The organism is Streptomyces sp. NPDC047085, assembly GCF_040643735.1.
In the GTDB taxonomy this organism is placed as follows: Bacteria; Actinomycetota; Actinomycetes; order Streptomycetales; family Streptomycetaceae; genus Streptomyces.
Genome location: NZ_JBEYUW010000003.1, coordinates 84366 through 108332, shown reverse-complemented (window position 1 = coordinate 108332; position 23967 = coordinate 84366). Strand labels below are relative to the sequence as shown.

Annotated in this window: 36 protein-coding genes; 3 read left to right on the top strand and 33 right to left on the bottom strand. The window is 67.7% G+C overall.

What is annotated here, in order from left to right; all coding sequences use genetic code 11:
- Window positions 1-1848 (bottom strand): glutamine--fructose-6-phosphate transaminase (isomerizing), encoded by a 1848-nt coding sequence (glmS, locus tag ABZ865_RS11640; protein WP_361227588.1) that lies wholly within the window; start codon window positions 1846-1848, stop codon window positions 1-3.
- Window positions 1849-2003: 155 nt separating this feature from the next.
- Here glmS and coaA point away from each other — a divergent pair, with 155 nt between their 5' ends.
- Window positions 2004-2993 carry a type I pantothenate kinase gene (gene coaA, locus ABZ865_RS11635; RefSeq protein ID WP_361227585.1) on the top strand — a complete coding sequence of 330 codons (990 nt, stop codon included), beginning with the start codon at window positions 2004-2006 and terminating at the stop codon, window positions 2991-2993.
- A 52-nt stretch (window positions 2994-3045) separates the two neighbouring features.
- Window positions 3046-4023: a DUF389 domain-containing protein gene (locus tag ABZ865_RS11630; RefSeq protein WP_361227582.1), complete on the top strand. Its 978-nt coding sequence runs from the start codon at window positions 3046-3048 to the stop codon at window positions 4021-4023.
- On the opposite strand, the gene glmM is transcribed toward ABZ865_RS11630, so the two are convergent.
- From glmM to rplM, 3 genes are all read right to left on the bottom strand, one after another.
- Complete coding sequence (gene glmM, locus ABZ865_RS11625) at window positions 4020-5378, bottom strand: phosphoglucosamine mutase (protein WP_361227579.1); 1359 nt, start codon at window positions 5376-5378, stop codon at window positions 4020-4022. The two genes, ABZ865_RS11630 and glmM, sit on opposite strands and share 4 nt — an antisense overlap.
- A 195-nt stretch (window positions 5379-5573) precedes the next feature.
- Complete coding sequence (gene rpsI / locus ABZ865_RS11620) at window positions 5574-6086, bottom strand: 30S ribosomal protein S9 (protein WP_003998795.1); 513 nt, start codon at window positions 6084-6086, stop codon at window positions 5574-5576.
- A 42-nt stretch (window positions 6087-6128) separates the two neighbouring features.
- On the bottom strand, window positions 6129-6572 hold the full coding sequence (gene rplM / locus ABZ865_RS11615; RefSeq protein WP_030345455.1) for a 50S ribosomal protein L13: 444 nt from the start codon (window positions 6570-6572) through the stop codon (window positions 6129-6131).
- A 287-nt stretch (window positions 6573-6859) separates the two neighbouring features.
- Between rplM and ABZ865_RS11610 the strand changes: the two genes are divergently transcribed.
- Complete coding sequence (locus ABZ865_RS11610; RefSeq protein ID WP_361227573.1) at window positions 6860-7741, top strand: hypothetical protein; 882 nt, start codon at window positions 6860-6862, stop codon at window positions 7739-7741.
- Window positions 7742-7750: 9 nt separating this feature from the next.
- On the opposite strand, the gene truA is transcribed toward ABZ865_RS11610, so the two are convergent.
- The 29 genes from truA to rplD all read right to left on the bottom strand — a co-directional run bounded on the left by truA (window position 7751) and on the right by rplD (window position 23963).
- Entirely contained in the window at window positions 7751-8605 is an 855-nt protein-coding gene (gene truA, locus ABZ865_RS11605) for a tRNA pseudouridine(38-40) synthase TruA (protein ID WP_361227570.1), read from the bottom strand.
- 92 nt (window positions 8606-8697) lie between these two features.
- Complete coding sequence (gene rplQ / locus ABZ865_RS11600) at window positions 8698-9189, bottom strand: 50S ribosomal protein L17 (RefSeq protein WP_361227567.1); 492 nt, start codon at window positions 9187-9189, stop codon at window positions 8698-8700.
- Window positions 9190-9306: 117 nt separating this feature from the next.
- Entirely contained in the window at window positions 9307-10329 is a 1023-nt protein-coding gene (locus tag ABZ865_RS11595) for a DNA-directed RNA polymerase subunit alpha (RefSeq protein WP_003966937.1), read from the bottom strand.
- A gap of 149 nt (window positions 10330-10478) precedes the next feature.
- Window positions 10479-10883, bottom strand: coding sequence for a 30S ribosomal protein S11 (rpsK, locus tag ABZ865_RS11590; protein WP_003956432.1), 405 nt, complete (start codon window positions 10881-10883; stop codon window positions 10479-10481).
- Between the two features lie 65 nt (window positions 10884-10948).
- Window positions 10949-11329: a 30S ribosomal protein S13 gene (gene rpsM, locus ABZ865_RS11585; RefSeq protein ID WP_023547369.1), complete on the bottom strand. Its 381-nt coding sequence runs from the start codon at window positions 11327-11329 to the stop codon at window positions 10949-10951.
- A gap of 188 nt (window positions 11330-11517) precedes the next feature.
- Window positions 11518-11631 carry a 50S ribosomal protein L36 gene (rpmJ, locus tag ABZ865_RS11580; protein ID WP_003974245.1) on the bottom strand — a complete coding sequence of 38 codons (114 nt, stop codon included), beginning with the start codon at window positions 11629-11631 and terminating at the stop codon, window positions 11518-11520.
- Window positions 11632-11690: 59 nt separating this feature from the next.
- Window positions 11691-11912 carry a translation initiation factor IF-1 gene (gene infA / locus ABZ865_RS11575; protein WP_003948620.1) on the bottom strand — a complete coding sequence of 74 codons (222 nt, stop codon included), beginning with the start codon at window positions 11910-11912 and terminating at the stop codon, window positions 11691-11693.
- Window positions 11913-12052: 140 nt separating this feature from the next.
- A complete protein-coding gene (gene map, locus ABZ865_RS11570) occupies window positions 12053-12889 on the bottom strand; it encodes a type I methionyl aminopeptidase (RefSeq protein WP_361229622.1) in 837 nt (278 codons plus the stop codon).
- A 127-nt stretch (window positions 12890-13016) separates the two neighbouring features.
- Window positions 13017-13682 (bottom strand): adenylate kinase, encoded by a 666-nt coding sequence (locus ABZ865_RS11565; RefSeq protein ID WP_361227564.1) that lies wholly within the window; start codon window positions 13680-13682, stop codon window positions 13017-13019.
- On the bottom strand, window positions 13682-14995 hold the full coding sequence (gene secY, locus ABZ865_RS11560; RefSeq protein WP_361227561.1) for a preprotein translocase subunit SecY: 1314 nt from the start codon (window positions 14993-14995) through the stop codon (window positions 13682-13684). The genes ABZ865_RS11565 and secY overlap by 1 nt, the downstream gene beginning before the upstream one ends.
- A gap of 188 nt (window positions 14996-15183) precedes the next feature.
- On the bottom strand, window positions 15184-15639 hold the full coding sequence (gene rplO, locus ABZ865_RS11555; protein ID WP_014674382.1) for a 50S ribosomal protein L15: 456 nt from the start codon (window positions 15637-15639) through the stop codon (window positions 15184-15186).
- A 2-nt stretch (window positions 15640-15641) separates the two neighbouring features.
- Window positions 15642-15824: a 50S ribosomal protein L30 gene (rpmD, locus tag ABZ865_RS11550; RefSeq protein ID WP_003998814.1), complete on the bottom strand. Its 183-nt coding sequence runs from the start codon at window positions 15822-15824 to the stop codon at window positions 15642-15644.
- Window positions 15825-15826: 2 nt separating this feature from the next.
- Window positions 15827-16432, bottom strand: coding sequence for a 30S ribosomal protein S5 (rpsE, locus tag ABZ865_RS11545; protein ID WP_009190144.1), 606 nt, complete (start codon window positions 16430-16432; stop codon window positions 15827-15829).
- 37 nt (window positions 16433-16469) lie between these two features.
- Window positions 16470-16853 (bottom strand): 50S ribosomal protein L18, encoded by a 384-nt coding sequence (gene rplR, locus ABZ865_RS11540; RefSeq protein ID WP_100827758.1) that lies wholly within the window; start codon window positions 16851-16853, stop codon window positions 16470-16472.
- Window positions 16854-16856: 3 nt separating this feature from the next.
- Window positions 16857-17396, bottom strand: coding sequence for a 50S ribosomal protein L6 (rplF, locus tag ABZ865_RS11535; RefSeq protein ID WP_100827757.1), 540 nt, complete (start codon window positions 17394-17396; stop codon window positions 16857-16859).
- Window positions 17397-17420: 24 nt separating this feature from the next.
- Window positions 17421-17819 carry a 30S ribosomal protein S8 gene (gene rpsH, locus ABZ865_RS11530; RefSeq protein ID WP_100827756.1) on the bottom strand — a complete coding sequence of 133 codons (399 nt, stop codon included), beginning with the start codon at window positions 17817-17819 and terminating at the stop codon, window positions 17421-17423.
- A gap of 215 nt (window positions 17820-18034) precedes the next feature.
- A complete protein-coding gene (locus ABZ865_RS11525; protein ID WP_003948630.1) occupies window positions 18035-18220 on the bottom strand; it encodes a type Z 30S ribosomal protein S14 in 186 nt (61 codons plus the stop codon).
- Between the two features lie 5 nt (window positions 18221-18225).
- Window positions 18226-18783: a 50S ribosomal protein L5 gene (gene rplE / locus ABZ865_RS11520; RefSeq protein ID WP_019753095.1), complete on the bottom strand. Its 558-nt coding sequence runs from the start codon at window positions 18781-18783 to the stop codon at window positions 18226-18228.
- The gene (gene rplX, locus ABZ865_RS11515; RefSeq protein ID WP_055706473.1) at window positions 18783-19106 is read right to left on the bottom strand and encodes a 50S ribosomal protein L24; all 324 of its coding nucleotides are present in this window, start codon (window positions 19104-19106) and stop codon (window positions 18783-18785) included. Before rplX ends, rplE begins: the two co-directional genes overlap by 1 nt.
- Window positions 19107-19108: 2 nt before the next feature.
- Complete coding sequence (gene rplN, locus ABZ865_RS11510) at window positions 19109-19477, bottom strand: 50S ribosomal protein L14 (RefSeq protein WP_003998823.1); 369 nt, start codon at window positions 19475-19477, stop codon at window positions 19109-19111.
- A 100-nt stretch (window positions 19478-19577) separates the two neighbouring features.
- The gene (gene rpsQ / locus ABZ865_RS11505; RefSeq protein ID WP_018543912.1) at window positions 19578-19862 is read right to left on the bottom strand and encodes a 30S ribosomal protein S17; all 285 of its coding nucleotides are present in this window, start codon (window positions 19860-19862) and stop codon (window positions 19578-19580) included.
- A complete protein-coding gene (rpmC, locus tag ABZ865_RS11500) occupies window positions 19862-20086 on the bottom strand; it encodes a 50S ribosomal protein L29 (protein ID WP_007494763.1) in 225 nt (74 codons plus the stop codon). The genes rpsQ and rpmC overlap by 1 nt, the downstream gene beginning before the upstream one ends.
- A complete protein-coding gene (gene rplP / locus ABZ865_RS11495) occupies window positions 20086-20505 on the bottom strand; it encodes a 50S ribosomal protein L16 (protein ID WP_030967307.1) in 420 nt (139 codons plus the stop codon). The genes rpmC and rplP overlap by 1 nt, the downstream gene beginning before the upstream one ends.
- A gap of 5 nt (window positions 20506-20510) precedes the next feature.
- On the bottom strand, window positions 20511-21329 hold the full coding sequence (gene rpsC, locus ABZ865_RS11490) for a 30S ribosomal protein S3 (RefSeq protein ID WP_055706471.1): 819 nt from the start codon (window positions 21327-21329) through the stop codon (window positions 20511-20513).
- Window positions 21329-21676 carry a 50S ribosomal protein L22 gene (gene rplV / locus ABZ865_RS11485; RefSeq protein WP_019329637.1) on the bottom strand — a complete coding sequence of 116 codons (348 nt, stop codon included), beginning with the start codon at window positions 21674-21676 and terminating at the stop codon, window positions 21329-21331. The genes rpsC and rplV overlap by 1 nt, the downstream gene beginning before the upstream one ends.
- Window positions 21677-21719: 43 nt before the next feature.
- Entirely contained in the window at window positions 21720-22001 is a 282-nt protein-coding gene (rpsS, locus tag ABZ865_RS11480) for a 30S ribosomal protein S19 (RefSeq protein ID WP_030233885.1), read from the bottom strand.
- A 12-nt stretch (window positions 22002-22013) separates the two neighbouring features.
- Entirely contained in the window at window positions 22014-22850 is an 837-nt protein-coding gene (gene rplB / locus ABZ865_RS11475; protein ID WP_020941674.1) for a 50S ribosomal protein L2, read from the bottom strand.
- A gap of 40 nt (window positions 22851-22890) precedes the next feature.
- Complete coding sequence (gene rplW / locus ABZ865_RS11470) at window positions 22891-23310, bottom strand: 50S ribosomal protein L23 (protein ID WP_030345427.1); 420 nt, start codon at window positions 23308-23310, stop codon at window positions 22891-22893.
- Window positions 23310-23963: a 50S ribosomal protein L4 gene (gene rplD / locus ABZ865_RS11465; protein WP_100827755.1), complete on the bottom strand. Its 654-nt coding sequence runs from the start codon at window positions 23961-23963 to the stop codon at window positions 23310-23312. Before rplD ends, rplW begins: the two co-directional genes overlap by 1 nt.
- Between the last annotated feature and the right edge of the window lie 4 nt (window positions 23964-23967).

Sequence of the window (23967 nt, the reverse complement as noted above, 5' to 3'; positions counted from 1 at the left end):
CTACTCCACCGTCACCGACTTCGCCAGGTTCCGCGGCTGGTCCACTTCGTTGCCGCGGGCCGTCGCGAGTTCGCAGGCGAACACCTGGAGTGGCACCGTGGCCACCAGCGGCTGGAGCAGGGTCGGGGTCACCGGGATCCGGATCAGATGGTCGGCGTACGGGACCACCGCCTCGTCCCCCTCCTCCGCGATGACGATGGTCCGGGCCCCGCGGGCCCGGATCTCCTGGATGTTGGACACGATCTTGTCGTGGAGGACGGACCGCCCGCGCGGCGAGGGCACGACCACGACCACCGGCAGGTCCTCCTCGATCAGCGCGATCGGTCCGTGCTTCAGCTCGCCCGCCGCGAAGCCCTCGGCGTGCATGTACGCCAGCTCCTTCAGCTTGAGCGCGCCTTCGAGAGCGACCGGGTAGCCGACGTGCCGCCCCAGGAACAGCACGGTGTTCTTGTCGGAGAGGGAGCGCGCGAGGGCGCGTACGGGCTCCATGGTCTCCAGGACCCGCTCGACCTCGGCCGAGATCCGGGAGAGGTCCCGGATGACGGCGCGGATCTCGTCGCCCCACTTGGTGCCGCGCACCTGGCCCAGGTACAGGGCGACGAGGTAGCACGCCACCAGCTGCGTCAGGAACGCCTTGGTGGAGGCGACCGCGACCTCGGGTCCGGCGTGCGTGTACAGGACCGCGTCCGACTCGCGCGGGATGGTCGAGCCGTTGGTGTTGCAGATGGCCAGCACCTTGGAGCCCTGCTCGCGGGCGTGCCGGAGCGCCATCAGGGTGTCCATGGTCTCGCCGGACTGGGAGATCGCGATGACCAGCGACCGCGCGCCGAGGATCGGATCCCGGTAGCGGAACTCGCTCGCCAGCTCCACCTCGCACGGGATCCGCGTCCAGTGCTCGATGGCGTACTTGGCGATCATGCCGGCGTGGAAGGCCGTACCGCAGGCGACGATGACGACCTTGTCCACCTCGCGCAGCTCGGACGGGGAGATCCGGACCTCGTCCAGGGTCAGCGAGCCGGCCGCGTCGATGCGCCCGAGCAGCGTGTCGGCGACCGCCTTCGGCTGCTCGGCGATCTCCTTGAGCATGAAGTAGTCGTAGCCGCCCTTCTCGGCGGCGGACGCGTCCCAGTCCACGTGGTAGGAGCGCACCTCGGCTTCGCGGCCGTCGAAGCCGGTCACCGTGACGCCGTCCCGGCGCAGCTCCACGACCTGGTCCTGGCCCAGTTCGACGGCCGAGCGGGTGTGCTCGATGAACGCGGCGACGTCGGAGGCGAGGAACGCCTCGCCCTCGCCGACACCCACCACCAGCGGTGAGTTGCGGCGCGCGCCGACGACCACGTCCGGCGCGTCCGCGTGCACGGCGACCAGGGTGAACGCGCCCTCCAGGCGCCGGCACACGAGCCGCATCGCCTCGGCGAGGTCGGCGGTCACCGAGTACTCCTCGGCCAGCAGATGCGCGACGACCTCGGTGTCCGTCTCGGAGGCCAGCTCATGCCCCCGCTCGGCCAGTTCGGCCCGCAGCACCGCGAAGTTCTCGATGATCCCGTTGTGGACGACCGCCACCCGGCCCGCGTTGTCCAGATGCGGATGAGCGTTGGCGTCCGTCGGCCCGCCGTGCGTGGCCCAGCGCGTGTGCCCGATCCCCGTCGACCCCGTCGGCAGCGGCCGGTCGACCAACTCCTTCTCCAGGTTGACCAGTTTCCCGGCCTTCTTCGCCGCGGCCAGCCCACCGTCCGCCAGCACGGCCACACCTGCCGAGTCGTACCCCCGGTACTCCAGCCGCTTCAGCCCGGCCATCACGACATCGAGCGCCGACTGCGACCCTACGTATCCCACGATTCCGCACATGCACGGCAGCCTACGATCCGCCACCGCCCCAAAACCCGCGCCGCGTGCCCGAAATCAGAAATTCCCACCGGGGTACGAAGGCGGAACGGGGGCGCCCGGGCCCACGTGACGCACCCCACCCCGCAGTCCTGTTCAAACTCCGTTAACAATGGACTGTGATCTCACCGGTCTCCTCGATGCCCCGGAGCGCCCACCGGCACAGGCCGGAGGCGACTCCCTACGTCGATCTCACGCGCGCGGAGTGGAGCGCGCTGCGGGACAAGACGCCGTTGCCGCTCACCGCCGACGAGGTGGAGAAGCTGCGCGGACTCGGCGATGTGATCGATCTGGACGAGGTGCGGGACATCTATCTCCCGCTGTCCAGACTGCTCAATCTGTACGTCGGAGCCACGGACGGACTCAGAGGCGCGCTGAACACCTTCCTCGGTGAGCAGGGCTCCCAGTCCGGGACCCCGTTCGTGATAGGGGTCGCCGGTTCGGTGGCGGTCGGCAAGTCGACCGTGGCCCGCCTGCTGCAGGCCCTGCTCTCGCGCTGGCCCGAGCATCCACGGGTCGAGCTGGTCACCACGGACGGGTTCCTGCTGCCCACCAAGGAGCTGGAGGCCCGCGGCCTGATGTCGCGGAAGGGGTTCCCCGAGTCGTACGACCGCCGGGCGCTGACCCGGTTCGTCGCCGACATCAAGGCGGGCAAGGACGAGGTGTCGGCGCCGGTCTACTCGCATCTCATCTACGACATCGTCCCTGGTCAGAAGCTCACCGTGCGCCGCCCGGACATCCTGATCGTCGAGGGCCTGAACGTCCTGCAGCCCGCCCTGCCCGGCAAGGACGGCCGTACCCGGGTCGGTCTGGCCGACTACTTCGACTTCAGCGTGTACGTCGACGCGAGCACCGAGGACATCGAGCACTGGTACCTCAGCCGCTTCAAGAAGCTGCGCCATACAGCCTTCCAGAAGCCGAACTCGTACTTCCGCAAGTACACCCAGGTCTCCGAGGACGAGGCCCTCGACTACGCCCGCACGCTCTGGCGGACGATCAACAAGCCCAACCTGGTCGAGAACATCGCCCCCACCCGGGGCCGCGCCACCCTCATCCTCCGCAAGGGGCCGGACCACAAGGTCCAGCGGCTGCGCCTGCGCAAGCTGTGACGTGTCCACGGGACCTGTGCAGCGTGTCCCTGGGACCTGTTAAGTAGGCGCCATGCTGCATCTGCGCCTGATCACCCCCGCCGACCGGACCGACGACGTGGTCCGCCTCATCGAACGGACGGTCGGTACCACCCACCTCGTGGTGCTGCCGGGCGCCGCCCGCAACCCCGCGGGGGACGTCGTGATGTGTGACGTGGCCCGCGAGGCGGGTGACGAACTGATCGGCGCGCTGCGGGCGTCGGGCCTCGACAGGACCGGTTCGATCGCCGTCGAGAACATCGACCTCTCGCTGTCGCGGCGGGCCGACAAGGCTGAGGAGGAGGCCCCCGGCGAGGGCGCGGACGCGGTGCTCTGGGAGCACCTGGCGGAGGCGACGCACGAGGAGTCGACGCTCTCCGTCACCTACATCGCGTTCCTCGCCATCGCCACCATGATCGCGGCCTGCGGTGTGGTGCTGGACAACGCGATCCTGATCGTGGGCGCCATGGCGGTGGGACCGGAGTTCGGACCGCTGGCGGGGCTGTGCACGGGGGTCGTCCAGCGGGCCCCGCGGCTCGCGCTGCGCTCGCTGAACGCGCTCCTCGTGGGCTTCGCGGTGGCCCTGGTGGTGACGGTCGGCTTCACGTACTTCATGGACGCCGTCGACCTGTTCACCAAGGTCCGGCTGGAGGCGGAGCGGCCCAACACCAACTTCATCTACCGGCCGGACGCGTTCTCGTTCGTCGTCGCGGTCCTGGCGGGCGTGGCCGGCACCCTGTCGCTGACCTCGGCGAAGTCGGGTGCCCTGGTGGGCGTGGCGATCTCGGTGACCACGGTGCCGGCGGCGGCGAACGCGGCCGTCGCCTTCGCGTTCACGGAATACCAGCAGGCCTGGGGCTCCACCGAGCAACTGCTGCTCAACCTGCTGGGCATCGTCCTGGCGGGGACGCTCACGCTGCTGGCCCAGAAGCGGCTCTGGGCCAGGCAGCGGGAACGTACGGCAAGGGCGGGGCGGGCCTGGCCGGGGCGGGCCAAGGCGAGGCGGTCCTAGCCGAGGGCCGACTTCACGGCGTCGGCCAGCCGGCCGGCGACGGACCGGGCCTGGTCGATGTCGGCGGCCTCGACCATCACCCGTACCAGCGGCTCGGTGCCCGAGGGACGGAGGAGCACGCGCCCCGTCTCCCCCAGCTCCCGCTCGGCCTCGGAGACGGCGGCGGCCAGGTCCGCGGACGTCCTGACCCGCGACTTGTCCACGTCGGGCACGTTGATGAGGACCTGCGGCAGCCGCTCCATGACGGAGGCGAGGTCCCGCAGCGTGCGGCCGGTCTGGGCGACACGCGCCGCCAGCAGGAGCCCGGTCAGCGTGCCGTCACCCGTCGTCGCGTGGTCGAGGATGATGACGTGCCCGGACTGCTCGCCGCCGAGGGCGTAGTCGTGCTGCTTCATCTCCTCCAGCACGTACCGGTCGCCGACGGCCGCCTGCACCAGATGGATCCCGGCCTTCTCCATCGCCAGCTTGAAGCCCAGGTTGGACATCACCGTGGCGACCACGGTGTCGGCGCGCAGCTCGGAGCGCTCGCGCATCGCCAGCGCCAGCACGGCGAGGATCTGGTCGCCGTCCACCTCCTCGCCGGTGTGGTCCACGGCCAGGCAGCGGTCGGCGTCACCGTCGTGCGCGATGCCGAAGTCCGCGCCGTGCTCGACGACGGCCGCCTTCAGCTTGCCCAGGTGGGTGGAGCCGCAGCCGTCGTTGATGTTGAGGCCGTCCGGCTCGGCACCGATCGTGACGATCTCGGCGCCGGCCCGCGAGAACGCCTCCGGCGAGACCCCGGCGGCCGCGCCGTGCGCCTCGTCCAGGACGATCTTCAGGCCGTCCAGCCGGTTCGGCAGCACCGACAGCAGGTGGGTGACGTACTGCTCGAAGCCCTCGTCGTAGGGGCGCACACGGCCGACCCCGGCGCCCGTCGGGCGCTCCCAGGGCTCGCCGTGGCGGTGGGACTCGTAGACCGCCTCGATCCTGTCCTCCAGCTCGTCGGCGAGTTTGTGCCCGCCGCGGGCGAAGAACTTGATGCCGTTGTCCGGCATGGCGTTGTGGCTGGCGGAGAGCATCACACCGAGGTCGGCGCCGAGCGCGCCGGTCAGGTGCGCCACCGCCGGGGTGGGCAGCACGCCGACACTCAGCACGTCCACGCCCGCGCTGGCCAGGCCGGCCACCACGGCCGCCTCCAGGAACTCCCCGGACGCCCTCGGGTCCCGTCCGACCACCGCCGTCGGCCTGTGGCCCTCGAACGTGCCCGCCTCGGCCAGCACGTGCGCCGCCGCGACGGACAGGCCGAGCGCCATCTCGGCCGTCAGGTCCGCGTTGGCGACGCCACGCACGCCGTCGGTGCCGAAGAGTCGTCCCACTTGTCCTCCTGAGGAAGCGTCCTTGCTGCCCTGCTGTTGTGCTGCCCCGCATGGTGGCAGACGCCAGGTCATCTGATCACACCAGCCGTTGAGCGTCTTGTGTCGTTATACGCCCTTGGCCGGGATAAACGAACGCCCCGACGGCACAGGTGGCGTGCCGCCGGGGCGTTCGGAGTACGAGCAGGCAGCTGGTGATTAGCGCTTGCTGTACTGCGGAGCCTTGCGGGCCTTCTTCAGACCGGCCTTCTTGCGCTCGACCGCACGGTCGTCGCGGCGGAGGAAGCCGGCCTTCTTGAGCGGGCCGCGGTTGTTGTCGACGTCCGCCTCGTTCAGCGCACGGGCGACACCGAGACGGAGCGCACCGGCCTGACCGGAGACACCGCCACCCGCGATGCGGGCGATGACGTCGTAACGGCCCTCGAGCTCGAGCACCTTGAAGGGCTCGTTGACTTCCTGCTGGTGCACCTTGTTCGGGAAGTAGTCCTCGAGGGTGCGACCGTTGATCTTCCACTTGCCGGTGCCCGGGACGATCCGGACGCGGGCGATGGCGTTCTTGCGGCGGCCCAGGCCGGCGGCCGGCTGGGGCTCACCGAAGCGCGAGGCGAGGGACTCGGAGGTGTACTCACCCTCCACCGGAACCTCGGACTCGGTGGTGTAGCTGTCGATGTCAAGCTCTTCGAGCGGCTGCTCGGCAGTGGTCTCGGCCACGATTCTCCTCAGATTCTCTTCAGTCTTAGGGGGTGGCCGGACTTACTGCGCGACCTGGGTGATCTCGAACGGCACCGGCTGCTGGGCAGCGTGCGGGTGCTGGTCACCCTTGTAGACCTTCAGCTTCGAGAGCATCTGACGGCCGAGGGTGTTCTTGGGGAGCATGCCCTTGACGGCCTTCTCGATCGCCTTCTCGGGGTTCTTGTCGAGAAGCTCGTCGTAGCGGACGGAGCGCAGACCACCCGGGTAGCCGGAGTGGCGGTACGCCATCTTCTGGGTCCGCTTGTTGCCGGACAGGTGCACCTTGTCGGCGTTGATGATGATGACGAAGTCACCAGCGTCGACATGCGGCGCGTAGATCGGCTTGTGCTTGCCCCGGAGAAGGGTCGCTGCGGTGGTGGCGAGACGGCCCAGGACAACGTCCTGAGCGTCGATGACGTGCCACTGGCGCGTCACATCGCCGGGCTTGGGGCTGTACGTACGCACGGTTCGTAGCCTTCGCTTCGAGTGAATGGTCCTGAACAGGTCACCGAAACGATCACGACAGCCTTGACCGCACCGCGGTGACGCAAACCGCGTGCTGATCGCTGGTCATCGGCCCGGTGGACCGGTGTAAGGGCCCGTCCCGTGAGAATGAGCAAGCCAATACACAACGAAGAAGCAGACTACCTGGGCGCCCCCTGACGGGTCAAAACGAGGCATGCCGACCGACAAACAAGGCATGCCGCCCGACGCGCACCGGCACCCCGCGGCCCCCGTCTAAGATGCGCCCCATGAGTTACGGGCAGGGGGGACCCCAGTCTCAGTGGGATCCCTGGAAACCACAATCCCAGCAGCAGCCGTGGAGCAGCGGCGGCAGTGACGGGACCCCGGACTGGGCGGCACTCGCCGAGGCCTCGGAGTCCCGCAACAAGCGCCGCAGACTGCTGTTCATAGGCGGCGGGGCGCTGGCCACGATCGCGATCGGCACGGCCGTCGCGATGGCCGTCGTCTCCGCGAACAAGGACAACAAGGGCTCGGGCCCCGGTGACCTGCCGGTCAGCGCCCCCCTGCCGAGCGGCTCGGCCACCTCTGCGCCGTCCTTCGCCCCCACCAGCGCGCCGCCCCCGCTGGACCCGCGGGACTTCATAGCGAGCGCCAAGAAGGACACCGCCCCGCTGAGCCCCGCGACCCTGTTCCCGGGCACCCAGCTGACCATGAACAACACGGTGTACAAGAAGGCCGCCACGGCCGACACCAGCAGCTGCGCCACGGCCGCCGGCGGCACCCTGCCGAAGGTCCTCACCGCGAACGGCTGCACCCGCCTGATCCGTGCCACCTACACCAACGGCGGCATCGCGGTCACCGTCGGCGTCGCCGTCTTCGACACCCAGGCCCAGGCCGCGAAGGCCAGGGCCCAGACGAACGACAGCAGCATCGTCCGCTCGCTGTCCGGCAAGGGCGTCAAGCCCTTCTGCGACGGAGCGTTCTGCCGCTCGACCCGCAACGCCGTCGGCCGCTACGCCTACTTCACGATCAGCGGCTTCACCAACGGCAAGGACGTCACCAAGAAGGACACGGCCGTGTTCCGCACCGGCGACGACCTGGCCGAGTTCACCTTCAACCAGATCTACCGCCGGGGCCAGGCCCAGGCCTCCGCCGCGGCGAACCAGTAGCCGCGCGGGTCAGCAGCATCCCGCCGACGGAAGCGAGCGCTTGTTCCGGGCCTCCTTGTTCCGGGCCGCCAGCAGCTCGTCGGCGGGGTAGCCGACCTCCTCCAGCGTCAGCCCGTGCGGCCGTACGACGTGCACGGCGGAGTCGCGCACCCCGGCGGCCAGCACCTTCCCGGGCCACTCCGGGCCCCGGTGCCCGTCCCCGACGAACAGCAGCGCGCCGATCAGCGAGCGCACCATGTTGTGGCAGAAGGCGTCCGCCCGCACGGTGGCCGTGATGATCCCGTCCGCACCCCGCGTAAGGCTCAGCTCCTGGAGGGTCCGGATCGTCGTGGCCCCCTCCCGCTTCTTGCAGTACGCGGCGAAGTCGTGCTCCCCCAGCAGCGCCCGCGCGGCCTCGTTCATGGCGTCCACGTCGAGCGGCCAGTCGTGCCACAGGACGTGGTTGCGCAGGATGGGGTCGACACCGCCGGGGTTGTCGGTGACGCGGTAGGCGTAGCGGCGCCAGACCGCGGAGAAGCGGGCGTTGAAACCGCTCGGCGTCGGCCTCAGGGCCCACACCCGCACGTCCTTCGGCAGCCGTCCGGCGAGACGCTTGAGCAGCTTCTGGTTGTGCTCCCGCCACACCTCCTCGGGCAGGTCCACGTGCGCCACCTGCCCGCGCGCGTGCACCCCGGCGTCGGTCCGCCCGGCGACGGTCAGCTCGTACGTCTCCCGGGACCGCGTGACGGTCCGCAGCGCGTCCTCGATCTCCCCCTGCACGGTCCGCTTGCCGCCGGCCTGCTTGGCCCAGCCGTGGAAGTCGCCGCCGTCGTAGGAGATGTCGAGGCGGACACGGACGTACCCGGGCTGTACTTCATCGCTCACGGGGAAATCCTCTCAGGGCGGTGCCTGTTCGAAAAAACGCGAAAGCGGGCCCGCCCCGAAGGGCGAACCCGCTTCCCACGTCAGGCAGAGCCTCAGGCCTCGGTGGCCTCGTCGGCGGCCGGAGCCGCCTCTTCGACCTGGGTCTCCTCGACCTTGGTCTCCTCGGCCTCCTTGACCGCACGCTTGGTGGCGGCCTCGGCCTCACCCACGGCCTTCTGCTGCACCGTCAGCGCCTCGACCAGCTCGATGACAGCCATGGGCGCGTTGTCGCCACGGCGGTTACCGATCTTGGTGATGCGGGTGTAGCCACCCGGACGGTTCTCGTAACGCGGGCCGATCTCGGTGAAGAGCGTGTGGACGACGCTCTTGTCCGTGATGACCTGGAGCACCTGACGGCGGTTGTGAAGGTCGCCCTTCTTCGCCTTGGTGATCAGACGCTCGGCGTACGGGCGCAGGCGGCGGGCCTTCGCCTCGGTGGTGGTGATACGGCCGTGCTCGAAGAGGCTCTTCGCCAGGTTCGCGAGGAGCAGCTTCTCGTGCGCGGCGCTGCCGCCCAGACGGGCACCCTTGGTGGGCTTCGGCATTGTTCTTCTCCTGTGTGTCTGCCCCGGCCGTGTCAGGTACCGGGGTCAGTATCCGAGCAGACGGTTGTCTGTCGGAGATCCGGGGTCCGCTGACGCGAACCCCGGAGTCTGTGGAGATCAGTACTGCTCGGTCTCCACGAAGCCCGCGTCCGCGTCGTCGTCGGCGCCGAAGGCGTCGGCAGCGGCCGTGGGGTCGAATCCGGGCGGGCTGTCCTTGAGGGCCAGGCCCATGCCGGCCAGCTTCGCCTTGACCTCGTCGATGGACTTCGCACCGAAGTTGCGGATGTCCAGGAGGTCGGCCTCGGAGCGGGCGACGAGCTCACCCACGGAGTGGATGCCCTCACGCTTGAGGCAGTTGTAGGAGCGGACCGTGAGCTCCAGCTCCTCGATCGGCAGCGCGAGGTCGGCGGCCAGGGCGGCGTCCGTGGGGGACGGGCCCATGTCGATGCCCTCGGCGTCGATGTTCAGCTCGCGGGCGAGACCGAACAGCTCGACCAGGGTCTTACCGGCCGACGCCATGGCGTCACGGGGACGCATGGCCTGCTTGGTCTCGACGTCGACGATCAGCTTGTCGAAGTCGGTGCGCTGCTCGACACGCGTGGCCTCGACCTTGTACGTGACCTTGAGCACCGGCGAGTAGATGGAGTCGACCGGGATACGGCCGATCTCCTGGCCCACCTGCTTGTTCTGCACGGCGGAGACGTAGCCGCGACCGCGCTCGACGGTCAGCTCCATCTCCAGCTTGCCCTTGCCGTTGAGCGTGGCGAGGACCAGGTCGGGGTTGTGCACCTCGACACCGGCCGGGGGCGCGATGTCGGCGGCGGTGACCAGACCCGGGCCCTGCTTGCGCAGGTACATCACGACCGGCTCGTCGTGCTCCGAGGAGACGACCAGCTGCTTGATGTTGAGGATCAGGTCGGTGACGTCCTCCTTGACGCCCGGCACGGTGGTGAACTCGTGCAGGACGCCGTCGATGCGGATGCTGGTGACAGCAGCGCCGGGGATCGACGACAGGAGGGTGCGGCGGAGGGAGTTGCCGAGGGTGTAGCCGAAGCCCGGCTCCAGCGGCTCGATCACGAACCGGGAGCGGAACTCGTCGACGACCTCTTCGGTCAACGAGGGACGCTGAGCGATCAGCATGTGTGGATCAGATCCTTCTTTCGTGGACGCCCGCTATTTGACGCCCGACGGAAACCGCACCCGTGAAAAGTGCGGGTACTGCAAGGGTACGGGCGGCACGACTCGAAAGAGCCGTACCGCCCGAGACCGCAGGCCGCGAACGCGACGCGTCAGACGCGGCGACGCTTCGGCGGGCGGCAGCCGTTGTGCGGGGTCGGGGTGACGTCCTGGATGGAGCCGACCTCGAGGCCCGTGGCCTGCAGGGAGCGGATCGCGGTCTCACGACCGGAACCCGGGCCCTTCACGAACACGTCGACCTTGCGCATGCCGTGCTCCTGGGCGCGGCGGGCAGCCGACTCGGCGGCCATCTGCGCGGCGAACGGCGTGGACTTCCGGGAGCCCTTGAAGCCGACGTGGCCGGCGGAGGCCCAGGAGATCACGTTGCCGGACGGGTCCGTGATGGAGACGATCGTGTTGTTGAACGTGCTCTTGATGTGCGCGTGGCCGTGAGCGACGTTCTTCTTTTCCTTGCGGCGCACCTTCTTGGCAGCGCCCTGACGTCCCTTGGGGGGCATCTACTAACTCCTACGGGAGGTGGTCGGTCCTACAGCGAAGACCGTGGACAGGTGTCCGCTGCGGACTACTTCTTGCCCGGCTTCTTCTTGCCGGCGATGGCGCGACGCGGGCCCTTGCGAGTGCGGGCGTTGGTGCTGGTGCGCTGACCGCGGACGGGCAGACCGCGACGGTGACGCAGACCCTGGTAGCAGCCGATCTCGACCTTGCGGCGGATGTCGGCCTGGATCTCGCGACGGAGGTCACCCTCGGTCTTGATGTTGTTGTCGACGTACTCGCGGATCGCGACCAGCTGCTCTTCGGTCAGGTCACGAACGCGGGTGTTCGGGTCGACGCCGGTCGCAGCCAGCGTCTCCTTCGAGAGGGTCCGGCCGATGCCGAACACGTAGGTGAGGGCGACCTCCACGCGCTTTTCGCGCGGGATGTCAACACCGGAAACGCGTGCCATTCAATGGCTCCTGGTGATCTTCGGAGGTCTTCCGCAGGACCGTCTCCCAGCCGCCGTACGAGGTACGAACTGGGTCCCCGGCCTCCGAACCGGGGGTGTCGAGCTGGATGGCTCGGGCCCTGCGTATGAACATATTCAGCTTGCGTCGCGCGAATCTCTGCGATGGATGCAGAGGGATCGGTCGTGCGTCAGCCCTGGCGCTGCTTGTGGCGCGGGTTGTCGCAGATGACCATGACCCGACCGTGACGGCGGATCACCCTGCACTTGTCGCAGATCTTCTTGACGCTCGGCTTGACCTTCATTGGATTGAGGTTCTCCGGGTCAGTGCCACCACCCCGCCGGGACGGGATGCGGGCAAGATCTACTTGTAGCGGTAGACGATCCGGCCACGCGTCAGGTCGTACGGAGACAGCTCCACCACGACCCGGTCGTCAGGGAGGATGCGGATGTAGTGCATGCGCATCTTGCCGCTGATGTGTGCCAGGACCTGGTGGCCGTTCTGGAGCTCGACCTTGAACATGGCGTTCGGCAGAGACTCGACGACAGTGCCCTCGATCTCGATGGCACCTTGCTTCTTGGCCACGCTTCGCCCTTCGAATCGACTACCTTGATCGACTCTCTCGCGAGCATGCGGACATGCGGGTGCACGAGAGCCGACGAGTCAGTCTACGTCAGCGCACCCGGAAACACGAATCGAGGGATTCTGCCCCACACCGGTGATCCCTATGCCAGCGGGTCGGGGGCAGCCGTGATGCCGTACTCGGCGAGCTTCGCCTTGCCGCCGTCGGGGGCCGTCAGGACCAGGGGGCCCTGTTCGGTGAGGGCGACGGAGTGCTCCCAGTGGGAGGACCAGGTGCCGTCCGTCGTGATGACCGTCCAGTCGTCCGAGAGGACCTCGGTGCGCGGGGTGCCGAGGGAGACCATCGGCTCGATGGCGAGGCAGAAGCCGGGGACCAGCTTGGGGCCCTTGCCGCGGCGGCGGTCGACGTAGTTCAGCAGGTGCGGGTCCATGTGCATCTCGGTGCCGATGCCGTGGCCGCCGTAGTCCTCGATGATCCCGTAGCGGCCGCCGCCGGGCTTGGGCTGGCGGCGGATGTACGTCTCGATGGCCCGGGAGATGTCGATCAGGCGGTTGCCCTGCTTCATCGCCGCGATGCCGGCCCACATGGACTCCTCGGTCACCCGGGAGAGCTCGATCAGCTCCGGAGCGTGACCGGAGCCGACGAAGGCGGTGTAGGCGGCGTCGCCGTGCCAGCCGTCGACGATGGCGCCGCAGTCGATGGAGATGACGTCGCCGTCCTTGAGGACGACCTCGTCCGAGGGGATGCCGTGGACGACGACGTCGTTGACCGAGGTGCAGATGGTGGCGGGGAAGCCGCCGTAGCCGAGGAAGTTCGACTTGGCACCGTGCTCGGCGAGCACCTTGCGGGCGACCTCGTCCAGGTCCTTGGTGCTGGCACCCGGCACGGCGGCCTCGCGCGTGGCCGCGTGGATGGCGGCGACGACCAGCCCCGCCGCACGCATCTTGGCGATCTGCTCGGGGCTCTTGATCTGCACCATGGGGGGCCTGCGCTCTCCGTCACTCATCACGTCGACTGGGTTACGTACACAACACTACGGCCGCGGCGCCCCGGGGGTCCCCCGGACCAGGTCCGGGGAGGGGCACCGCGGCCGGAAGGACCGCGATCTACTTGTTCTCGGCCTTCTCACGCTTGAGCGCCTCGAGCGCCCGCTGCGTGATCTCGTCCACCGGGCCCAGGGAGGAGATCGTCACGACCAGGCCCTGCGCCTTGTAGTAGTCGATGATCGGCTCGGTCTGCGTGTGGTAGACCTCCAGCCGCGTGCGGACGGTCTCCTCGCGGTCGTCGTCCCGCTGGTACAGCTCGCCGCCGCAGACGTCGCAGACGCCCTCCTGCTTCGCCGGGCTGTACGTCACGTGGAAGACGTGGGAGGAGTCGTTGCGGCAGATGCGCCGGCCGGCGATCCGCTTGACGACCTCGTCCTCCGGGACCTCCAGGTCCAGGACGGCGTCCAGCTTGATGCCCTCGGTCTCCAGCAGCGCGTCCAGCGCCTCCGCCTGCGAGACGTTGCGCGGGAAGCCGTCGAGCAGGAAGCCGTTCTCGGCGTCCGGCTGCTCCATGCGGTCCTTGGCCATGGCGATGGTGACCTCGTCGGGCACGAGGTTGCCGGCGTCCATGTAGGACTTCGCGAGCTTGCCCAGCTCGGTCTGCTGGCTGATGTTGGCCCGGAACAGGTCGCCCGTGGAGATGTGCGGGATGACCAGCTTCGCGGCGAGGCGGACGGCTTGCGTTCCCTTACCGGCCCCAGGCGGCCCGACGAGGACGATACGCATCAGCGGAGGAACCCTTCGTAATTGCGCTGCTGGAGCTGGCTCTCGATCTGCTTCACCGTCTCGAGACCGACACCCACGATGATCAGGATGCTGGTTCCGCCGAACGGGAAGTTCTGGCTTGCCCCGAAGCCCACCAACGCCATTGTCGGCACGAGAGCGATCAGTCCCAGATACAGCGAACCCGGCCAGGTGATCCGGTTGAGCACGTAGCTGAGGTACTCAGCGGTCGGTCGGCCAGCCCGGATGCCCGGGATGAAGCCACCATACTTCTTCATGTTGTCGGCGACTTCCTCGGGGTTGAAGGAGATCGCCACGTAGAAGAACGCGAAGAAAACGATGAGCAAGAAGTACAGAGTGATGTAAATCGGGTGGTCGCCCTTGGTCAGGTTGGCCTGGATCCACTGCTTCCAACCCGAGTTGCTGCCCGAGAACTGCGCGACGAGCGCCGGGATGTAGAGCAGCGACGAGGCGAAGATGACGGGAATCACACCCGCCTGGTTCACCTTGAGCGGGATGTACGTGGACGTACCACCGTAGGAACGACGCCCGATCATGCGCTTCGCGTACTGCACCGGGATGCGGCGCTGGGCCTGCTCGACGAAGACGACGAGCGCGACCATGACCAGGCCGACCAGGATGACGGTGCCGAACTCGATCCAGCCGCCGGCCAGCGAGCCCTGCTTCTTGATGGCCCACAGGGCGGACGGGAACGTGGCGGCGATCGAGATGAACATCAGGATCGACATGCCGTTGCCGATGCCGCGGTCGGTGATCAGCTCGCCGAGCCACATGACGACGGCCGTACCGGCGGTCATGCAGACGACCATGGTGATCGTGGTGAAGATCGCCTGGTCCGGGACGATGCTCTGGGCGACCGAGCAGCCGCTGAAGAGCGCGCCGCTGCGGGCGGTGGCGACCAGGCCGGTGCCCTGCAGGATGGCCAGCGCCACGGTCAGGTAACGCGTGTACTGCGTGATCTTCGCCGTACCGGCCTGGCCCTCCTTCTTGAGGGCTTCCAGGCGCGGGATCACCACGGTGAGCAGCTGGAGAATGATGCTCGCGGTGATGTACGGCATGATGCCGAGCGCGAAGACCGTGATCTGCAGCAGCGCGCCGCCGCTGAACATGTTGACAAGACCGAACAGGCCCTGGTTGCCCGAGGCCTCGGTCACACACTGCTGGACGGCCTTGTAGTTGACGCCCGGGATCGGGATGTGGGTACCGACCCGGTAGACCACGATGATGGCCAGCGTGAAGAGCAGCTTCTTGCGCAGGTCGGGCGTCCTGAACGCCCGGGCGAACGCGGTGAGCACGGTGCCTCCTGCGACCCCCGCGCAACTGCGTCAAGGGTGACGGTCTTGAGGTTCGACGAATACGAAAAAGAACAGTGCAGGCCACCTTACCGGCGACACTGCCCCCCTTGGAACGACCAACCGGGGATACCCCAATTGTGGGGTATCCCCGGTCGGGATCGTCTACGTCATCGAGTGACCTGAAGAAGTCAGACCAGCTCGGTGACCGTACCGCCGGCGGCGGTGATCTTCTCCTTGGCGGAGCCGGAGACGGCGTCGACCGTCACCTGCAGCGCCACGGAGATCTCGCCCTGGCCCAGGACCTTGACGAGGCTGTTCTTGCGCACGGCACCCTTGGCCACGAGGCCCTCGACCGTGACCTCGCCACCCTCGGGGTAGAGCGCGGCCAGCTTGTCGAGGTTCACGACCTGGTACTCGGTCTTGAACGGGTTCTTGAAGCCCTTCAGCTTCGGGAGGCGCATGTGCAGCGGCATCTGGCCACCCTCGAAGCGCTCCGGAACCTGGTAGCGGGCCTTGGTGCCCTTGGTACCACGACCGGCCGTCTTACCCTTCGACGCCTCACCACGACCGACACGGGTCTTGGCGGTCTTGGCGCCGGGGGCCGGACGGAGGTTGTGGATCTTCAGCGGGTTCTGCTCCGCCATGATCAGTCGACCTCCTCGACCGTCACGAGGTGGCGGACGGTGTGCACCATGCCGCGGAACTCGGGGCGGTCCTCCTTGACGACCACGGTGTTGATCCCCTTGAGACCAAGCGACCGCAGGGTGTCACGGTGGTTCTGCTTGCTGCCGATGTAGGACTTGACCTGCGTGATCTTGAGCTGCGCCATGATTACGCACCCGCCCCGGCACGCGCACGGAGAAGAGCCGCGGGAGCGACGTCCTCGAGGGGCAGACCACGGCGGGCCGCGATCTCCTCGGGACGCTGCAGGCCCTTCAGGGCCTCCACGGTCGCGTGCACGATGTTGATGGCGTTGTCGGAGCCGAGCGACTTCGACAGCACGTCGTGGATACCGGCGCACTCCAGGACGGCACGCACGGGACCACCGGCGATAACACCGGTACCCGGCGAAGCCGGCTTGAGGAGAACGACACCGGCAGCCTTCTCACCCTGGATGGGGTGAGGGATGGTGCCCTGGATACGCGGGACCTTGAAGAAGTGCTTCTTGGCCTCCTCAACGCCCTTGGCGATGGCGGCCGGCACCTCCTTGGCCTTGCCGTAACCGACACCCACGGTGCCGTCACCGTCGCCCACCACGACCAGCGCGGTGAAGCTGAAGCGACGACCACCCTTCACAACCTTGGCGACGCGGTTGATCGCGACAACGCGCTCAACGTACGCGGTCTTCTCGGCGGCAGCAGCGCCGCCGTCACGGCCCTTCCGGTCCCGCCGCTCGCCGCCACCGGCACCGCCACCGCGGCGCTGGGGTCCAGCCATTGGATTTACCTCTCTCTATTCCGCTAGCTACGGCGGCTCAGAACTTGAGCCCGGCCTCGCGGGCGGCGTCCGCCAGGGCGGCGATGCGCCCGGCGTACTGGTTGCCACCACGGTCGAACACGACAGCCTCGACACCGGCGGCCTTGGCGCGCTCGGCGACCAGGGCGCCGACCTGCTTGGCCTGCGCGGACTTGTCGCCCTCGCCACCGCGGACCGACGCGTCCAGAGTGGACGCGGAAGCCAGGGTGTGGCCCTTCAGGTCGTCGATCACCTGCGCCACGATGTGGCGGTTGGAGCGGGTCACGACCAGACGGGGGCGCTCCGCCGTACCGGAGATCCGCTTGCGGATCCGGATGTGACGGCGCTTGATCGCGGCGCGCTTGTAGGCGTCGCCCTTCAGGATCTTCTGCCCGTATGCCATGGCTTACTTACCCGCCTTTCCGACCTTGCGGCGGATGACTTCGCCCTCGTACTTGACGCCCTTGGCCTTGTACGGGTCGGGCTTGCGCAGCTTGCGGATGTTGGCCGCAACCTCGCCGACCTTCTGCTTGTCGATGCCCTCGACCTGGAAGCGGGTCGGGGTCTCCACCTTGAAGGTGATGCCCTCGGGCGCCTCGACGACGATCGGGTGGCTGTAACCGAGAGCGAACTCGAGGTTCGAACCCTTGGCGGTCACGCGGTAACCGACACCGCTGATCTCGAGCTTCTTCACGTAACCCTGGGTCACGCCGGTGATCATGTTCGCCACCAGCGTGCGGGACAGGCCGTGCAGGGCCTTGTTCTGACGCTCGTCGTTCGGGCGGGTCACCTGCAGGGTGCCGTCCTCGCCCTTGACGACCTCGATCGGCGCCACGACGGTGTGGGTCAGCGTGCCCTTGGGGCCCTTGACCGCGACCGTACGGCCGTCGATGGTGACGTCCACGCCGGCGGGAACCGCGATGGGGAGCTTGCCGATGCGCGACATAGCTGTTTCCTCCGTTCCCTTCTGCTACCAGACGTAGGCGAGGACTTCCCCACCCACGCCCTTCTTGCCGGCCTGCTTGTCGGTGAGGAGCCCGTGCGACGTGGAGATGATCGCCACGCCGAGGCCGCCCAGCACCTTCGGCAGGTTGGTGGACTTCGCGTACACCCGGAGACCGGGCTTGGAGATCCGCTTGATGCCCGCGATGGAGCGCTCACGGTTCGGGCCGAACTTCAGCTCGAGGGTGAGGTTCTTGCCGACCTCGGCGTCCTCGACGCGCCAGCCCGTGATGAAGCCCTCCTGCTGGAGGATCTCCGCGATGTGCGACTTGATCTTGGACGCCGGCATCGTCACGGTGTCGTGGTACGCCGAGTTCGCGTTCCGCAGACGCGTAAGCATGTCTGCGATCGGATCAGTCATGGTCATGAATTGGCCTGTGGCCTTTCTCGCCGGGGTTTCCTATATGCGCCATCCCTCTCCCCGTACTTCATGAGACGGGACGGGTGCGGCGCGGGGACCTACGGCGTAGTAAGTCGATCCAGGGCGGCAGAGGCCCAACCCTCCTAGCCTACGGCATGGAGAGTGGGGCCTCCGCCGACCCAGTTGCTTACCGAGAGGTCCAGGAATCCCTAAAACAGGGATTACCAGGAGCTCTTGGTCACGCCCGGCAGCTCGCCACGGTGAGCCATCTCACGAAGGCACACGCGGCAGAGGCCGAACTTGCGGTACACGGAGTGCGGACGGCCGCAGCGCTGGCAGCGCGTGTAGCCACGCACACCGAACTTGGGCTTGCGAGCAGCCTTAGCGATCAGAGCCTTCTTCGCCATCTCGCTCACGCCTCCTTGAACGGGAAGCCGAGGTGACGAAGGAGCGCGCGGCCCTCAGCGTCGTTGGTCGCCGTGGTGACCACGGTGATGTCCATACCCCGGACGCGGTCGATCTTGTCCTGGTCGATCTCGTGGAACATGACCTGCTCCGTGAGACCGAAGGTGTAGTTGCCACGGCCGTCGAACTGCTTGGGGGACAGGCCGCGGAAGTCGCGGATGCGCGGCAGCGCGAGCGACAGGGTGCGGTCCAGGAACTCCCACATGCGGTCGCCACGGAGCGTGACGTGGGCACCGATCGGCTGACCCTCACGCAGCTTGAACTGCGCGATGGACTTGCGGGCCTTGGTGACGGCCGGCTTCTGACCGGTGATCGTGGTGAGGTCGCGGATGGCGCCCTCGATCAGCTTGGAGTCGCGGGCGGCGTCGCCCACACCCATGTTGACCACGATCTTGACGAGGCCGGGAACCTGCATGACGTTCTCGTACTTGAACTCGTCACGCAGCTTGCCCGCGATCTCCTCGCGGTACTTCTGCTTCAGACGCGGAGTGGTGGTGGTAGCCATCAGATGTCCTCACCCGTCCGCTTGGCAACGCGGATCTTGTTGCCCTCTTCGTCGAAGCGGTAACCGACACGCGTGACGACCTTCTGACCGTCCTTCTCCACGACCAGCTGGACGTTGGAGACGTGGATCGGCGCCTCGGTGGTCACGATGCCGCCGGCCTGGGAACCGCGAGCGGTCGGACCGGCCTTGGTGTGCTTCTTGACCCGGTTGACACCCTCGACCAGGACGCGCTCCTCGCGCGGGTAAGCGGCAATGACCTTGCCCTGCTTGCCCTTGTCCTTGCCGGTGATGACCTGGACCAGGTCGCCCTTCTTGATCTTCATGCTTACAGCACCTCCGGCGCGAGCGAGATGATCTTCATGAACTTCTTCTCGCGCAGCTCACGGCCGACCGGGCCGAAGATGCGGGTGCCGCGAGGGTCGCCGTCGTTCTTCAGAATGACGGCGGCGTTCTCGTCGAAGCGGATGTACGAGCCGTCCGGACGGCGGCGCTCCTTGACGGTGCGAACGATGACCGCCTTGACGACGTCACCCTTCTTCACGTTGCCACCGGGGATCGCGTCCTTGACGGTGGCGACGATGACGTCACCGATGCCCGCGTAGCGGCGACCGGAGCCACCGAGCACACGGATGCAAAGGATCTCCTTCGCACCAGTGTTGTCGGCGACACGCAGTCGCGACTCCTGCTGGATCACGTCTATCTCCTGTTTGTCTGCCGGTTCCCCGGGGGCCGCTCAGCGAGCGGGCCCCCGGAGCCTGGCGGAACTGTCCTGCGAGGGGTGCCTCGCAGGAGAATTACTTGGCCTTCTCGAGGATCTCGACGACGCGCCAGCGCTTCGTCGCGGACAGCGGCCGGGTCTCCATGAGGAGGACGCGGTCGCCGACGCCCGCAGCGTTCTGCTCGTCGTGCGCCTTGAGCTTGTTGGTACGGCGGATGACCTTGCCGTACAGCGCGTGCTTGACGCGGTCCTCGACAGCGACGACGACGGTCTTGTCCATCTTGTCGCTGACGACCAGACCCTCACGGGTCTTGCGGAAGCCGCGGGCCTCTGCGTTCTCAGTCACGTTCTTCTCGCTCATCAGGCGTTCTCCACCGTTTCGATGCCCAGCTCACGCTCGCGCATCAGGGTGTAGATCCGCGCGATGTCCTTGCGGACCGCCTTCAGACGGCCGTGGTTCTCGAGCTGACCCGTCGCCGCCTGGAAGCGGAGGTTGAACAGCTCTTCCTTGGCCTCGCGGAGCTTCGCCAGAAGCTCCTCGTTGCCCAGCTCGCGCAGCTCGGACGCCTTGGTACCGGCCGACATCACGCTTCACCTGCCTCGCGCTTGACGATCCGGCACTTCATCGGCAGCTTGTGGGCCGCACGAGTGAGGGCCTCACGCGCAATCTTCTCGTTGGGGTACGACAGCTCGAACATCACGCGTCCGGGCTTGACGTTGGCGATCCACCACTCGGGAGAACCCTTACCGGAACCCATGCGGGTCTCGGCGGGCTTCTTGGTGAGCGGACGGTCCGGGTAGATGTTGATCCAGACCTTGCCACCACGCTTGATGTGACGCGTCATGGCGATACGAGCGGCCTCGATCTGACGGTTCGTCACGTACGCCGGGGTGAGCGCCTGGATGCCGTACTCGCCGAACGCAACCGTCGTGCCACCCTTGGCAGCGCCGCTGCGCTTCGGGTGGTGCTGCTTGCGGTGCTTGACCCTACGGGGGATCAGCATGTCGGTCAGGCCTCCGTTCCGGTGCTCTCAGCCGGAGCGGCGGGGGCCTCGGCCTTGGGGGCCTCGGCGCCGGCAGCCTGCTGCGGCTTGCGACCGCGCCGCTCGCCACCGCGGCCACCACGGGCCGGGCGGTCGGCGCCACCGCGGGCCGGGCGGTTACCCGCACGGGCGGCAGCGTTCTCGGCGCGGACCTCGGCGATGTTCTTGACGTCGCCCTTGTAGATCCAGACCTTCACACCGATGCGGCCGAAGGTCGTCTTGGCCTCGAAGAAGCCGTAGTCCACGTTCGCGCGGAGCGTGTGCAGGGGCACGCGGCCCTCGCGGTAGAACTCCGAGCGGGACATCTCGGCGCCGCCGAGGCGGCCACCGCACTGGATCTTGATGCCCTTGGCGCCGGCCTTCATCGCCGACTGCATGCTCTTACGCATGGCGCGGCGGAAGGAGACGCGGGAGGAGAGCTGCTCGGCAACGGCCTGGGCAACCAGCTGAGCGTCGGTCTCGGGGTTCTTGACCTCGAGGATGTTCAGCTGGACCTGCTTGCCCGTGAGCTTCTCGAGGTCGCCGCGGATGCGGTCGGCCTCGGCGCCACGGCGGCCGATGACGATGCCCGGACGAGCGGTGTGGATGTCCACCCGCACGCGGTCACGGGTGCGCTCGATCTCAACCTTCGAGATGCCGGCGCGCTCCATGCCGGACGTCATCATCCGACGGATGGCGACGTCTTCCTTGACGTAGTCCTTGTACAGCTTGTCGGCGTACCACCGGGACTTGAAGTCCGTGGTGACACCGAGCCGGAACCCATGCGGGTTAACCTTCTGGCCCATTACCGGGTTCCTTCCTTGCTGCTGACGACCACGGTGATGTGGCTGGTCCGCTTGCGGATCCGGTAGGCACGGCCCTGAGCACGCGGACGGAACCGCTTCAGGGTCGGACCCTCGTCGACGTACGCCTCGGAGATGTAGAGGCTGTCGGCGTCGGTGTGGTCGTAGTTGTGCGCGGCGTTGGCGATGGCGCTGTCGAGCACCTTGCCGACCGGCACGGAGGCTGCCTGCGGAGCGAATCGCAGAACAGCCTGGGCCTCCGTGGCGTCCATGCCACGGATGAGGTCCACCACGCGGCGGGCCTTCATGGGCGTGACGCGGATGTACCGCGCCTGGGCCCTGGCTTCCATGGTTGTCCCTTCAGTTACTTACGTGTCTGAATGCGATCCGCTACTAGCGGCGCTTCGACTTCCGGTCTTCCTTGACGTGGCCCCGGAAGGTGCGCGTCGGCGAGAACTCGCCGAGCTTGTGGCCGACCATCGACTCGGTGACGAACACCGGGATGTGGGTCTTGCCGTTGTGCACCGCGAGCGTGTGGCCGAGCATGGCCGGGACGATCATCGAGCGGCGGGACCAGGTCTTGATGACGTTCTTGGTGCCGGCTTCGTTCTGGGCGTCCACCTTCTTCATCAGGTGGTCGTCGACGAAGGGCCCCTTCTTCAGGCTACGAGGCATCTCAACCCGTCCTTAGCGCTTCTTGTTCGTCTTGCGGCGGCGGACGATGTACTTGTTCGACGCCTTCTTGGGCGAACGAGTACGGCCTTCCTTCTTGCCCCACGGGGACACAGGGTGGCGACCACCGGAGGTCCGGCCCTCACCACCACCGTGCGGGTGGTCAACCGGGTTCATCACGACACCACGGACGGTCGGGCGAACGCCCAGCCACCGCTTACGGCCGGCCTTACCCCAGTTGATGTTGCTCTGCTCGGCGTTGCCGACCTCGCCGATGGTGGCGCGGCAGCGGACGTCGACCAGGCGGATCTCACCGGACGGCATGCGCAGGTGGGCGTAGGCGCCCTCCTTCGCGAGCAGCTGCACGGAGGCACCGGCGGAGCGGGCGAACTTGGCACCGCCACCGGGACGGAGCTCGATCGCGTGGATCGTGGTACCGACCGGGATGTTGCGGAGGGCCAGGTTGTTGCCCGGCTTGATGTCGGCCCCGGGACCGTTCTCGACGCGGTCACCCTGCTGCAGGTTGCGCGGGGCGAGGATGTAGCGCTTCTCGCCGTCGGCGTAGTGCAGCAGCGCGATGCGCGCGGTGCGGTTGGGGTCGTACTCGATGTGCGCGACCTTCGCCGGCACGCCGTCCTTGTCGTGACGACGGAAGTCGATCACGCGGTAGGCGCGCTTGTGTCCGCCACCCTGGTGGCGAACGGTCACACGACCGGCGTTGTTACGGCCGCCCTTGCTGTGCAGGGGGCGGACCAGCGACTTCTCCGGCGTGGACCGCGTGACCTCGACGAAGTCGGCGACGCTGGCGCCACGACGGCCCGGCGTAGTCGGCTTGTACTTGCGGATTCCCATTTCTCAGTCCTCGTCCGATATCGGACGATCCGGACCGCCCTTAGGCGGTCGGACCGCCGAAGATGTCGATACGGTCGCCCTCGGCGAGGGTCACGATCGCGCGCTTGGTGGCGGCACGCTGGCCGAAGCCCGTGCGGGTCCGCTTGCGCTTGCCCTGGCGGTTGATCGTGTTGACCCCGGTGACCTTGACGTCGAAGACCGCCTGGACGGCCTGCTTGATCTGGGTCTTGTTGGCGTTCGGGTCGACGATGAACGTGTACTTGTTCTCGTCGAGGAGCGCGTAGCTCTTCTCGGAGACGACCGGCTTCAGCAGGACGTCACGGGGGTCCGTGTACGACTTGCTCAGCGGGGTCTCGACGGTGTTCTTGCCCTCGGTGGCGTGGCGACGCGCCTTGGCGACGCGCGCGGCCTTGGCGGCCTTGGCGGCCTTCGAGGCGATAGCGGGGTGACGGATGGCCATCAGACCTCGCTCCCTTCGGTGTCGTTGGCCTTCGGGCCGGCGACGAAGGACTCGAAAGCGGCCTGGGTGAAGACCACGTCGTCCGAGACGAGAACGTCGTACGTGTTCAGCTGGCCCGGCTCCAGGATGTGGACCTGGGGCAGGTTGCGGGCGGACAGCCACGCGGCCTCGTCGGCGCGCTCGACGACCAGGAGCAGGTTCTTGCGCTCGCTGATCTTGCCGAACAGGCTCTTGGCGGCCTTCGTGGACGGGGTCGCACCCTCGACCACGCCGGAGACGACGTGGATGCGGTTGTGACGCGCCCGGTCGGTGAGGGCACCGCGCAGGGCGGCGGCCTTCATCTTCTTGGGGGTGCGCTGCGAGTAGTCACGCGGCACGGGACCGTGCACGACGCCACCACCGGCGAACTGCGGCGCGCGGGTCGAACCCTGACGGGCGCGACCGGTGCCCTTCTGGCGGTAAGGCTTCTTGCCACCACCACGGACCTCGCCACGGGTCTTCGTCTTGTGCGTGCCCTGACGGGCAGCGGCCAGCTGCGCGACGACGACCTGGTGGATCAGCGGAACGCTGACCTTGGCGTCGAAGATCTCCGCGGGGAGCTCGACGGAACCGGCCTTGTCGCCCGCCGGCGAAAGGATGTCAACAGTGCTCATCGGT